This window comes from Microbacterium sp. (assembly GCF_035277845.1).
GTDB lineage: Bacteria > Actinomycetota > Actinomycetes > Actinomycetales > Microbacteriaceae > Microbacterium.
In genome coordinates this window covers 1-11,671 of the sequence record NZ_DATEJS010000299.1, presented here as the reverse complement: position 1 = coordinate 11,671, position 11,671 = coordinate 1, and the positions used below count along the sequence as shown (strand labels likewise).

Genomic DNA, 11,671 nt, shown 5'->3' with positions numbered 1-11,671 from the left:
ATCTCAGTGCTCATGCGTTGTCCGTTCACTTCGCTGTGATGAGGGGGATGGCGGCCGCCGCCGGGTTGATCACGCGCTTCGCGCGCACGCCGAACGGGCCTTGCGGGGGCGGACTCCGCAAGGTCGGCGGGTTCGGGCGGCTGCGGCTCGCCCGCCCGAACCCGTGGTCGTGACGACCTACTTCTTGGACAGGTAGGCGCTCACCTGCTTGGCCATCTCGTTCTGCAGCGTGCTGAGCCCGGCCGACGCTGCGGCCGACTTGAGCTGGCGCAGCTGGCTGTCGACGTCGACGACGCCGTAGTACAGCGGGTTGGCGTACTGGGTGATGACGTTGTTCATCGATGCGGCGGCCTGCTTGACCGGTGTCACGTCCGGGATGAACGAGGCGAGAGTCGCCCGCGTGAAGTTGCCGTAGTCCTGAGCCCAGTCGAACACCTGGGACTCCGAGTCGGTCATGAACGAGGACCGGCGCTCCAGCTTGCTGCGCCACAGCAGGGCGTAGCCGGGGAAGCTGTAGGTGCTCAGCTGCTTGATGCCGTTCGCCCCGGTCGGCTCCCAGTCGGTTCCCTTGACGCCGTAGGCCAGCAGGTCGTGGTTCTCGGGGATGGACAGGTAGTCCTGCAGGGCGAGGGCGCGGTCGACATCGCCCCCGTTCGCGTTGACGACGACGAGGTTGTCGGCCTGGAAGGTCTGCAGCGGCTTCTGCGAGGTGAGCGGACCGCCGAACGGCAGCACCTCTTCGAGGTTCGCGTTCGGAACCGCCTTCTGCAGCGCGACGAGCGCGTTGCTGGCCGTGCCGTCGGTGATCGCCCACTGCCCGGCGAACTTGCCGGCCTGGAATTGAGCTCCGATGGTCGCGCTGTCGGCGTTCAGACCGTTCGCGTTGATGATGCCGTCCTGGTAGTACTTGCGGATGCGGCGCAGCGTGTCGACGATCTGCGGGTTCTCCCAGAACGGCACCGGGTCCGCGGTTCCGGCGGCGAGCTTCGCCTCGTCGAAGCTGAAGTACAGGCCGGAGCCCGCGAACAGGGTGTTGAAGTACTGGGTGGGATTCTGCCAGCCCTCGGCGTCGAACAGGCCGACGGGTCCCTGGGGGCCGATCGCCAGCTCGAACGTCTGGTTCGACGACACCGCGAACGGGGTGATCCCGGATTCCTTCTGCTTGACGTCGTAGAAGTACTTCTCGAGCGTGTCGAAGTCCTGGATGGTGTCGAACCCGTACTTGTCGGCGAGGTCCTTGCGGATGCTGAAGTGCTGGACGCGACCGGCGCTGTTCACCTGCGGAATGCCCCACAGGCGCCCGCTCCACTTGTTGGAGGCGATCAGCTCGGGCGCGAGCTGCTTCGACAGGTTCGGCCACTTGGAGATGTGGCTGGTGAGGTCGACGAGCGCCTTCTGCTGCTGCAGCTGGGCCATGTTCAGCCACAGCGCCTGCAGCGCGGTGTCGAATTTGGCGCCCGCGGTGAACTTGAGCAGCGACTGCTGCGCGTAGTTGGTCCAGTTGATGAACTGGGCGTTCAGTTCGAACCCGTGCGTCTTCTTGAGGCCGGCGTTGAACTTGGCGAGCACCGTGTTCCAGGTCGTGGGTGCCGTGCTGGGCAGCACTGCGAGGGACGAGCCCGAGAGGCCCGCACCGCTCGAGCCGGCCGGTGAGCATCCCGCGAGGGTGGCGCCGAGACCGGCCGCGAGCGCGGCCGTGCCACCGAGCGCGAGGAATCCGCGCCGAGTGATGGTCGTGGACATATCTGTGTACTCCTTTGAACAGATTGCAGAGGTGGTGGGTCGGGTGAGGACGGATCAGCCCTTGCTCGCGCCGAGGGTGAGGCCCTTGACGAAGTAGCGCTGAGCGAACGGGTAGGCGAACAGGATGGGGGCGATCGTCAGCACGGTCATCGCGAACCGCAGCTGGTAGACCGGGGCCGCCGCCTGCGCCGCCGATGCTCCGGGCAGGCTCGCGGCGTTGGTGACGTTCGAGATCAGGTTCTGCAGGATGAGCTGCAACGGGAACTTGTCGGGGTCGGAGATGAACAGCAGCGCCATGAACCACTCGTTCCAGTAGGTGACGGCGTAGAAGAGTCCGAGGACCGCGAGGATCGGCTTGGACAGGGGCAGCACGATCTGGAAGAAGACGCGCAGCTCACCCGCCCCGTCGATGCGGGCCGAGTCGAGGATCTCCTCGGGCAGCTGCCGGAAGAAGCTGACCGCCACGAAGATGAGGAACGGCGCCAGCATGATCGGCAGGATCACGGAGAACCAGCTGTTGCTCAGCTGCAGCACCTGGGTGACGAGCAGATAGAGGGGCACCAGGCCGCCCGTGAACAGCAGCGGGATGTACGCGAAGATCGTCAGCGGGCGGCTGATCCCGGGCAGGCGACGCGCGATCACCCAGGCGAGCGCAGCGGTGCAGGACAGCGACAGCGCCGTGCCGACCACGGTGATGAACAGTGACGCGATGTAGCCGTTCAGCAGCCCCGTGCCGGTGAACAGCATCTGGTAGGCCGCCAGCGAGAACGGCTCCGGCCAGAAGCTGTATCCCTGTGCGGCGAGCGTGGACTCGTCGGTGAACGAGCCGGCGACGATCATCCACAGCGGGATCAGGCAGAACAGCGAGAACAGCGTGACGACGACGTAGCTCGTCACCTGGAAGGCGTCGGGACGAGTCCGCCTGGGCTTCCGGGCAACCGGGCGGACCTCTTCGAAGACGGTCTCTGCGCCGAGATCGGTGATCGTCTCGGTGCGGGCGGCGATGCTCACAGGATGCTGCCTTCCTTGTCGATGCGACGTTGCACGAGCACCGCGGCGGTGACGAACACGAAGCCGACCACTGATTGGAACAGCCCGATCGCCGCGGTCGTGCCGAAGTCGCCGACCGTGCGCAGGGACCGGAAGACGTAGGTGTCGATCACGTCCGTGGTCGGGAACAGGGTGCCGTTGTCGCCGACGATCGCGTAGATCGTGGCGAAGTCTCCGAAGAAGATCCGTCCCACGCCCAGCACGATCAGGATGCCGAGGGTCGGCAGCAGCAGAGGCGTCGTGATCGATCGCGCCATGCGGGCCCGACTGGCACCGTCCAAGGCGGCGGCCTCGTACACCTCCTCGGGGATCGAGGTGATCGCGGCCAGGAAGATCACCGAGGTGTACCCGCCGAGCTGCCAGATCTTCACGATCGTGAGGATCCACGGCCAGGCGCCGGGGGTGGTGTACCAGTTCGGCTGGGGCAGGTCGAAGACGTTCAGGAAGTCGTTGAGCATGCCGCCGCGCCCGCCGACCCCGGCGAGGATCGCCTGCAGGATGATGCTGATCACGATGGGCGAGACGAAGTAGGGGAAGAAGATGACCGACTGCCCGAACCGGCGCGCGACGCGGCCCTTGATCTCGTTCAGCATGAGGGCGAGCAACAGCCCCGCGGCCATCGACGCGGCGAGGAACAGGGCGTTCAGCACGAGTGTGTTGATGACGATGCGCGGAGCATCCCCGCTGGAGAAGAAGTACGCGAAGTTCTGCAGGCCGTTCCAGGCACTGCCGAAGATGCCCTCGCTGACGTTGAAGTCCTTGAACGCCACGACCAGGCCGGCCATCGGTCCGTACGCGAACACCACGAACCAGACGACTCCGGGAAGGGCGAGCAGCAGCAGCCCGATCGTGCCGCGGCTGGTCGGCTTTCGCCGGCGTGGTGCGGCGGTGATGCTTCGTTGCACGAGGCTCTCCTCGACTCTTCGTTCCAATCGGCTTGGAACTAGTTTCACACTGCTGAAAGTAGACCACTCGAGTTTCCCGAGTCAAGCGATCCGACACGGAACGCCGTCTTCGTCCGGAGACTTTGTAACTAGTTTCACTTGGACGCTAGATCACCCTCGACGGCAAGTCAAGCGAAATTCTGCAACTAGTTCCATAGGGGGTTGGCATGCTCTAGCATCATGCATGTGAGCGACGAAGAGGATCAGAACGCGACGACGGGGCGCACTCGCCCGGGGCCGGCGCGCATCGGCTCGGTCAATCTTCGCGATGTCGCGATGCGGGCCGGTGTCTCGGCGGCGACGGCGTCGCGCGTCTTCGCCGACGCCAAGGGCGTGCAGCCGAGCACGCGCGAACGCGTCCTCGCTGCCGCCGATGAGCTCGGATATGTGGTCAACGGCCTCGCCCGCTCGATGACGGGGCGCGGCCTGCGCACCATGGCCTTCGTCGTGCGGGAGATGATCGGCCCCACGTTCGCCGCGCTTGCGGCCGGCGTCGAGTCACGGGCCACGCCGAACGGCTACCTGCTGATGATCTGCACGACCCACGGCGATCGCGACCGTGAGCGCGAGCTCGTGAAGACCCTCCGGGAGCAGCGCACCGCCGCCGTCCTGCTCGTGGGCTCGACCGAGAGCGACGAGGCATTCGCGCAGACCGCCGTGGAGTATGCCCGGTCGCTCGCGGACATCGACGCCCCGCTCGTCTTCTGCGGGCGGCCGCCGATCCCCGGCCACAACGAGATCCCGAGCGCCGACTACGACCAGTCCGGCGGGATGCGCAGCGTGGTCGACCATCTCGTGTCGCTCGGCCACCGCAGGATCGCGTACCTCGGCGAGGGGCCGGGCATGACGACCTCGGACCTGCGATTCGGGGGGTACCGTGACGGACTCGCCACGCACGGCGTGGTGTTCGATCCGTCGCTGGTGCTGCACACGACCAACCATGAGGATGCCGCCGAGGCGACGGTCCGGCGGTTCCTGCAGACCGGGATTCCCGCCACCGCCCTGGTCTGCATGACCGATGTCATGGCGATCGGCGCGATGCGCGCCCTTCGCGCAGCGGGCGTCCCGATCCCCGACGCCATGTCCGTGGTCGGCTTCGACGACGTGCCCATCGTGGGCGACCTCACCCCGGGGCTGACGACGGTGCATCCTCCCTTCTACGAAGTCGGCGTCGCGGCCGCCGAGATCGCCCTCTCCGCCGAGCACACCGGTCACGTCCTGCTGGAGCCGCGCCTGGTGGTGCGGGGTTCGACCGGAGTCGCGCCGCAGGAGCCCTGGACTCCGTGACCGGGGGCCCGCTTCGGCCGAGCTCCGGCGCGATGCCTGCGGACCTCGATCGCCGCACCGGCTGGATGGCCGCCGCCTCAGCGATGCTCGACGATGTGGCGCCGTTCCGCTCGGCCTCGCGGTCGCTCGTGATGCTTCCCGGACGGCCGAGCGCGTCCGGGAGCCGCAGCGACGGATTCGAGGGGTTCGCGCGGACGTTCTGGCTGACGGCGTGCGCCGCCGCCCACTCCGCACCCGAGACGCGGGCGTCCCTTCTCGACGGCTACGCCGAGGCTCTCGCGGCGGGAACGGACGCGCGGCATCCGGAGCGCTGGCCGCACCTCGACGAGACCCCGCAGATCATGGTCGAGTGCGGTTCGCTCGCGTTCGCCCTGTTCGAAACGCGGGAGCAGCTGTGGGACGCACTGCCGGATGCCACCCGGCAGCGGGTGGTCGAGTACCTGCTCGCAGCGCAGACGGACGTGTCCGGCAACTGGATCTTCTTCCGGGTCCTCGTCCACGCCTTCCTGCGCAGCGTGGGGTACGACATCCCGGTGCGGTCCACCGTCGAGGACCTCGATCGCATCGAGACCTATCGCCGCGGACCCGGCTGGTACTCCGACGGCGACGACGGCCGCGAGCACACCTTCGACTACTACAACAGCTGGTCGTTCCATCTCTACCCGGCACTCTGGGCGCGCATGGAGGGCGCCCGCATCGATCCCGGGCGCGTCCGGCGTTACGCGGCCGAGAGCGCCGCGCATGCGCGATCGCTTCTGAGGATGATCGGCCGGGACGGCGCTCCGATCTACCAGGGACGATCGCTGATCTACCGCGCCGGAGTCGCGGCCTCACTGCCCGCAACCGCGCTGTTGGATGCCCCGGTCGGGCCGGGTGAGCTGCGCTCGGCGGCGGCACGGGTCCTGTCGTACTTCCTGCGGACCGGCGCCCGGCACGGAGCACCGCTGAGCATGGGGTGGGCGCAGTGCACGCCCGAGATCGCGCAGGACTACTCCGGACCCGGATCGCCCTACTGGATGAGCAAGGCCTTCGTCGGGCTGCTGCTCGACCCGCAGCACCCGTATTGGACGGAGCCCGCCGAGTCCCTTCCGGTCGATGCCGGCGACTTCATCGGGCCGGAGCCCACGCCCGGATGGCTCGTGCACGGCACAGCGGAGGATGGTCTCATCCGGGTGATCAACCACGGCACCTGGCGGCCGCGTGAACGCCGCGATCCGCATTCGCGGCATCTTCGGGATGACCCGAACTATGCGCGGATCGCGTATTCGACGGCGACCGCGCCCGTGCTCGACCAATCGCTCGTCAGCGAAGACGCACCGATCGCGCTCCCCGACAACTCGGTGTTCGTGGTCGATGCATCCGGCCGCCCGCTGCTGCGTGAGAACCTCACCGTCACCCGGATGGACGAGTCGACGGTCGAGAGCACCTTCACGCTCGTGTCGCCAGAGGCCGACCTCGCGCCCGTCGAGGTCGAGCTCGCCTCCGCGATCCGCGACGGGCAGGAGCACCGGTCCGCTCGACTGCTGAGCGGCGGGCCTCGGGATCTGTTCTTCACCGGATACCCGATCAGCGGCGAAGCCGACACCCGGACCGCACCGGGAGGCGCCGCGGTTCGGGCGCCCGACGGCCTGCGGAGCACCCTGCGGACCACGGACCCGACGACCGCGACGGCGTGGGTCGATACTGCGACCCACCCGAGCGGCTTCGGCCGCGGAACATCGACCCCGGTGGTCTGCGTGCCCGACGCCACGGTCGGCACCTGGTTCACGGTCGTCTGCGCACTGTCCCGGTCTTCGTCGCACTCCAGCGCGGAGGCGGAAGGATGTCACGATGGCTGACGTCGGCGGAGGACTGCACCGGCTGCTCACTCCGGCGCGGGGCCCCGCGCGGGGATCCGTCTTCGCCGTGCACGGCCTGGCCGAGTCGGCCGACACGCTGCTCCCCCTCGCGGAGGATTGGGCGTCAGCCGGCTTCGCGGTGGTCTGCGTCGACCTGCGCGGCCACGGTGCTTCGCCCCGATGGAGAGGCGCCGGGGCATCCCGGCATCCCGGAGACGTCATCGTCGACGACCTCACGGACGCGTTCGACCGGAGCATCCTCGACCTCCCCGAACCGCGGTTCGCCTACGGGCACTCCGCGGGCGGCGCGGTCATCGCCGTCGCCGCGCGGCGACCCGGTGCATTCGCCGGTGTCGTGCTGGAAGACCCCTTCTGGCGCCTCCCGGTCACGCGGCACCAAGACCGCAGGACGGCGGCCGACGCCGCCGACGACCTGCGACGCCTGCAAGAGGCGAGCGCCGCGGAGCGTCAGGCCATCGGACATCACCGCTTCCCGCGCTGGGATGACGCGGAGGTCGAGGCCTGGGCCCGGGCGAAGACGCTCACCGACCCGTGGATCGTGGAGAACGGCGACATCATCCCGACTGCGCCCTGGCCGGACCTCCTCGACGAGGTGATCGGCCACGGCGTGCCCGTGCGGATCGTGACCGGCACCGACCGCATCGGGATCACGTCGGCGCACCGGAGCCTGGCGGAGTCGCTCGGGGCCGAGGTCGTGGTGGTCGACGGGGCCGGGCACTTCGTGCGCCGCGACGCCCCGGGCGCGTTCGCCGCGACGAGCCTGGACTTCCTCGAGCGACATTCCCGGAGCCGCTCCCCGCACTGAGGTCCCCTCCGTCGAACGCCGGACGGCACCTCACTCGGTGGCGTGCCAGCGGGCGGGCGGCGGGTACACGTACCGGGCGATCGTGCCCGAGATCCAGGCGATGGCGAACCCTCCGAACACATACAGGTAGGGCATCGCGGCGGCACCGCGCAGCGAGAAGGCGACGATCAGGACGATCGCCCAGACGACTGCGAGCCCGACGCTGTAGACCCAGTAATTCCGTCGCATGCCCTGAAGCTATACCTGCCTGCGACCGGCGGGTCGGGCGTGGCCGACACCCATAGGCGCCTGTCAGGCGTAGGTGACGAGGCTTCGCAGCGGAGGCTGGGCGCCGAGGTGGGTGACGGCATCCGCACCCACGGCGCACGCGGCGCGGAGGGCGTCCTCGTACGCCCAGCCGGCGTGCACCGCCAGGGTCAGTGCGGCGCAGAACGCGTCGCCGGCGCCGACCGACGACACCGCGGACACCCTCGGGGCCGCGGCGGATGCCACCTGCACGCCGCGCTCCAGCATGATCGCCCCGGCCGAGCCGTGGGTGACGGCGACGAGCCGCGCGGATGCCACCTCGGGCAGTTCCGCGTACTCGGTCTCGTTGACGATGATGAGGTCGGCGCGCTCGATGAGCTCCGCCGACAGGTGCGCGGCCGGAGCCGCGTTGATCGCGAGGAATCCGGGCACCGCGGTGGCGAGCGCCTCGACGGTGTCGAGCGGGATCTCCAGCTGCGCGAGCACGGCCTCGTCGGGATCGAACCTCACCCCGTCGATGCCGACCGCCGCGTTGGCGCCGGGCACCACGACGATGTGGTTCTCGCTGTGCGAGTCGACAGTGATGAGCGCCGTGCCGGTGGGCTCCTCGCCGAGCCAGATGCCGGAGGCATCCACCCCCGCGTCGAGCAGGTTCTGCAGCATCGCCTGACCGTCGGGGTCGTCGCCGACCGCGCCGATCATGCGCACCCGGGCATCCGACAGGCGCGCGGCCGCCGCAGCCTGGTTCGCACCCTTGCCCCCGGCATCCCGGCGCAGCGCATGCCCGAGAATGGTCTCACCCGCCCGCGGAAGCTCGACGACCGATACGGTGATGTCGGCGTTCACGCTGCCGACGACGCACAACGGGCGGAAGGATGCCATACGCCCATTCCACCACGCGCCGGTCCGACCCGAGGAGAGCACATGCCCGCCCCCACTCCCGTCTTCTTCGACTGCGACACCGGCATCGATGACGCGCTGGCCCTCGGCTATCTGCTGCGCTCCCCCGCCGTGGACCTCGTCGGCATCGGCACGGTGTCCGGCAACACCGACGCGGCGCAGGCCGCGATCAACACGCTGGATCTGCTCGCGATCGCCGGGGCATCCGGCATCCCGGTCGCGATCGGCTCGCACCACCACCTCGCGCAGGACTACCACGGCGGCGCCGCCCACGTGCACGGCGACAACGGCATCGGCGGGCTGGAGCTGCCGCGCTCCGACCGGCGGCCCGACGACCGCACCGCCGTGCAGCTGCTGCTCGATCTGTCCCACGAGTACGCCGGCGCACTGCAGGTCGTCGCGGTGGGCCCGCTCACGAACATCGCGCTGGCCCTGCAGGCGGACCCGACGCTGCCGACCCGGGTCGCGGGCTTCACCGTCATGGGCGGAGCCTGCCTGTCCCCCGGCAACGTGACCCCGGCCGCCGAGGCGAACATCTACAACGACCCGGAGGCGGCCGCGGTGGCGTTCGCCGCCGAGTGGGATGCCGCCCTCGTGCCGCTCGACGTCACCATGGCGCACACCCTCGAGGAGGACGACCAGCGCGCGCTCGCGGCATCCGACGATCCCCTCGCGCAGGTGCTGGCGACCATGCTCGATCACTACATGGAGTTCTACCGTCCGATCTTCGGCCGCCGCACGTGCGCGCTGCACGACCCGCTCGCCGCGGTGATCGCGGCCGGCGAGATCGGGCTGACGAGCGCCCCGCGCGTGCCGCTCGAGGTGGACACGACCCACGGACCGAGCCGCGGCGCGACGATCGCGGACCTGCGCGGCATCTGGCGCGGGCTCGGCGACTCGTCCCGTGGCGGCGTGCGGATCGTCCGCGAGGTCGACCGGCCCGTCGTCCGCATCCTGCTCGACACGATCCTGGGCTGAGCGCCCCCGGCGGCGCCCCGGGCGCAGTCCGGCGCGTCTCAGGCCATCACGCGCCGGAGGGCTGCGGCGAGCCGGCGCACGCCCTCGTCGATGCGCTCGGGCGTCTCGAGCGAGAACGACAGGCGCAACTCGCCGTCCCCGCCGCGACCGCCGGCATAGAACGCCGTGCCCGTCACGAATGCGACGCCCTCGTCGACGGCCGCGTCGAACAGCCGCTGCGCGGACACGCCCGCGGGCAGCGTCACCCAGGTGAAGAACCCGCCCTGCGGCACCGTCCAGCGGCATCCGTCCGGCAGTTCGCGCTCGAGCGCGGCGACGAGGGTGCGGGCGCGCTCCTCGTACCGCCCGATGCTCGCGCGCAGGCCGGCCTGCCAGTCGGTGTGCCGCAGGTAGGCGAGCGCGAGGTGCTGGCTGAAGACGGACGGGTGGATCGTCGCGGTCTCGGCCGCGATCTGCAGCCGCAGGCGCAGCTCCGCGGGCGCGACCACCCAGCCGATCCGGATGCCGGGCGAGAAGATCTTGCTCATCGAGCCGAGGTACACCACGGACTCGTCCATCGACCGCAGCGCAGGCATCACGGCGCCGTCGAAGCCGAGCCGGCCGTACGGGTCGTCCTCGACCACGAGGATGCCGGCATCCCGGCAGATCGCCAGCACCCGCTCGCGGCGCTCCCGGCTCGTGACGACCCCCGACGGATTGCTGTAGTTCGGGATCGTGTAGAGGAACTTGATCGTGCGCCCCTGCGCGCGCACCGCCGCGATCGACGACTCGAGGGCCTCGGGCACGAGGCCGTCCGCATCGGAGCCGACGTGCACGACGGACGCCTCGAGCCCCTCGAACACGTTGATCGCGCCGACGTACGTGGGCCCTTCGGCGAGCACCACGTCGCCGGGATCGCACAGCAGGGTCGTGACCAGCTGCAGCGCCATCTGCGAGCCCGCCGTGACGAGCACGTCGTCGACGGATGCCCCGATGCCGGCGGGCCGCATGAGCTCGACGAGTTCGTGCTTGAGCGCCTCGACCCCGCCGCCGCTGCCGTACTGCAGCGCGTCGGTGCCGTGCTCCGCCACGAGCCGCCGGGCGAGGTCGCCCAGCTCGTCGAGGGGCAGCCCGGCGAGGTCCGGGTTGCCGCCGGCGAGCGAGATCATGCCCGCGCGCATCGACACGTCCCACACGGCGCGCACCGGCGACGGGCGGAAGTGCGCGGCACGGCGCGCGTAGGCCGGGCTCATGTCAGTGGTCACCGGCATCCGTCCTCCACGAAGAGGTCCGCGGGAAGGTGCACCAGGTTCACTCCCCCGGCATCCACCGCCTGCCGCACGACGTCGCCGAGCTCCGACACCGACGACACGCGCCAGCCGCGGCCGCCGAACGCGTCGGCGAGCGCGGCCCAGTCGGGCTGGGCGAGCTGCACGCCGATGGGCGGGATGCCGCGGTCGGCCTCGTTCTGCTGGATCTCGGCGTAGCCGCCGTTGTCGAAGCAGACGACCGTCACGTCGACGTCCTGTTCCACGGCGGTGGCGAACTCCTGCACCGCGAACATGAGCGCACCGTCGCCGACGACGCACAGGACGGGCCGGGCGTCCGCGCCGCGCGCCTGCTCGGCGACGGCGGCGCCGATCGCGGCGGGCAGGCCGTAGCCGAGCGTGGCGTAGGCGGGGGTGTACAGGAACGCGTGCGGCTCGTCCTGGCGCACGGCGCTGGCCATGCCGAGGTACGTGATCTGCGACGAGTCGCCCGCCACCACGGCGTCCGCCGGCAAGGTCGCCGCGATCGCGCGGCCGGCCCGGTCGGTGACCGGATTGAACGCGGCGGCCTGCGCGATGCACTCGGCGCGCCCGGCGTCGAGGTCGGCCCAC

Annotated in this window: 11 protein-coding genes; 4 read left to right on the top strand and 7 right to left on the bottom strand. The window is 70.0% G+C overall.

Annotation, left to right across the window (positions count from 1 at the left end):
- Positions 1 to 177: 177 nt before the first annotated feature.
- From VJR25_RS13125 to VJR25_RS13115, 3 genes are read right to left on the bottom strand one after another with little or no spacing between them, the layout of a single operon-like run.
- Entirely contained in the window at positions 178 to 1,743 is a 1,566-nt protein-coding gene (locus VJR25_RS13125) for an extracellular solute-binding protein (protein WP_324115725.1), read from the bottom strand.
- Positions 1,744 to 1,797: 54 nt separating this feature from the next.
- Positions 1,798 to 2,754 carry a carbohydrate ABC transporter permease gene (locus VJR25_RS13120; RefSeq protein WP_324115723.1) on the bottom strand — a complete coding sequence of 319 codons (957 nt, stop codon included), beginning with the start codon at positions 2,752 to 2,754 and terminating at the stop codon, positions 1,798 to 1,800.
- On the bottom strand, positions 2,751 to 3,698 hold the full coding sequence (locus VJR25_RS13115; protein WP_324115722.1) for an ABC transporter permease subunit: 948 nt from the start codon (positions 3,696 to 3,698) through the stop codon (positions 2,751 to 2,753). The genes VJR25_RS13120 and VJR25_RS13115 overlap by 4 nt, the downstream gene beginning before the upstream one ends.
- A 225-nt stretch (positions 3,699 to 3,923) precedes the next feature.
- On the opposite strand from VJR25_RS13115, the gene VJR25_RS13110 reads away from it, so the two are divergent.
- The 3 genes from VJR25_RS13110 to VJR25_RS13100 are packed head-to-tail and all read left to right on the top strand — an operon-like array spanning position 3,924 to position 7,688.
- The gene (locus tag VJR25_RS13110; protein ID WP_324115721.1) at positions 3,924 to 5,024 is read left to right on the top strand and encodes a LacI family DNA-binding transcriptional regulator; all 1,101 of its coding nucleotides are present in this window, start codon (positions 3,924 to 3,926) and stop codon (positions 5,022 to 5,024) included.
- 32 nt (positions 5,025 to 5,056) lie between these two features.
- Positions 5,057 to 6,862 carry a DUF2264 domain-containing protein gene (locus VJR25_RS13105; RefSeq protein ID WP_324115720.1) on the top strand — a complete coding sequence of 602 codons (1,806 nt, stop codon included), beginning with the start codon at positions 5,057 to 5,059 and terminating at the stop codon, positions 6,860 to 6,862.
- Complete coding sequence (locus VJR25_RS13100) at positions 6,855 to 7,688, top strand: alpha/beta hydrolase (protein WP_324115719.1); 834 nt, start codon at positions 6,855 to 6,857, stop codon at positions 7,686 to 7,688. Before VJR25_RS13105 ends, VJR25_RS13100 begins: the two co-directional genes overlap by 8 nt.
- A 30-nt stretch (positions 7,689 to 7,718) precedes the next feature.
- Here the strand turns inward: VJR25_RS13100 and VJR25_RS13095 are convergent, their stop codons facing one another.
- Together VJR25_RS13095 and VJR25_RS13090 are read right to left on the bottom strand one after the other, a co-directional pair.
- Positions 7,719 to 7,916 (bottom strand): hypothetical protein, encoded by a 198-nt coding sequence (locus tag VJR25_RS13095; RefSeq protein WP_324115718.1) that lies wholly within the window; start codon positions 7,914 to 7,916, stop codon positions 7,719 to 7,721.
- Between the two features lie 63 nt (positions 7,917 to 7,979).
- Positions 7,980 to 8,816, bottom strand: coding sequence for a PfkB family carbohydrate kinase (locus VJR25_RS13090; RefSeq protein WP_324115715.1), 837 nt, complete (start codon positions 8,814 to 8,816; stop codon positions 7,980 to 7,982).
- A 42-nt stretch (positions 8,817 to 8,858) separates the two neighbouring features.
- Here VJR25_RS13090 and VJR25_RS13085 point away from each other — a divergent pair, with 42 nt between their 5' ends.
- Positions 8,859 to 9,812 (top strand): nucleoside hydrolase, encoded by a 954-nt coding sequence (locus VJR25_RS13085; RefSeq protein ID WP_324115712.1) that lies wholly within the window; start codon positions 8,859 to 8,861, stop codon positions 9,810 to 9,812.
- 38 nt (positions 9,813 to 9,850) lie between these two features.
- Here VJR25_RS13085 and VJR25_RS13080 read toward each other — a convergent pair whose 3' ends face one another.
- Positions 9,851 to 11,062, bottom strand: a complete 1,212-nt coding sequence (locus tag VJR25_RS13080; RefSeq protein ID WP_414683788.1) for a PLP-dependent aminotransferase family protein — start codon at positions 11,060 to 11,062, stop codon at positions 9,851 to 9,853.
- Positions 11,053 to 11,671 (bottom strand): thiamine pyrophosphate-dependent enzyme (locus VJR25_RS13075; protein ID WP_324115707.1); only part of this gene is annotated, 619 nt, incomplete at its 5' end. The genes VJR25_RS13080 and VJR25_RS13075, both read right to left, overlap by 10 nt.

Bases quoted from the DNA above. Each gene is read 5' to 3' on its own strand.
- VJR25_RS13125 (WP_324115725.1), bottom strand. From the start codon at position 1,743: ATGTCCACGACCATCACTCGGCGCGGATTCCTCGCGCTCGGTGGCACG.
- VJR25_RS13105 (WP_324115720.1), top strand. From the start codon at position 5,057: ATGCCTGCGGACCTCGATCGCCGCACCGGCTGGATGGCCGCCGCCTCA.
- VJR25_RS13100 (WP_324115719.1), top strand. From the start codon at position 6,855: ATGGCTGACGTCGGCGGAGGACTGCACCGGCTGCTCACTCCGGCGCGG.
- VJR25_RS13095 (WP_324115718.1), bottom strand. From the start codon at position 7,916: ATGCGACGGAATTACTGGGTCTACAGCGTCGGGCTCGCAGTCGTCTGG.
- VJR25_RS13090 (WP_324115715.1), bottom strand. From the start codon at position 8,816: ATGGCATCCTTCCGCCCGTTGTGCGTCGTCGGCAGCGTGAACGCCGAC.
- VJR25_RS13085 (WP_324115712.1), top strand. From the start codon at position 8,859: ATGCCCGCCCCCACTCCCGTCTTCTTCGACTGCGACACCGGCATCGAT.
- VJR25_RS13080 (WP_414683788.1), bottom strand. From the start codon at position 11,062: ATGCCGGTGACCACTGACATGAGCCCGGCCTACGCGCGCCGTGCCGCG.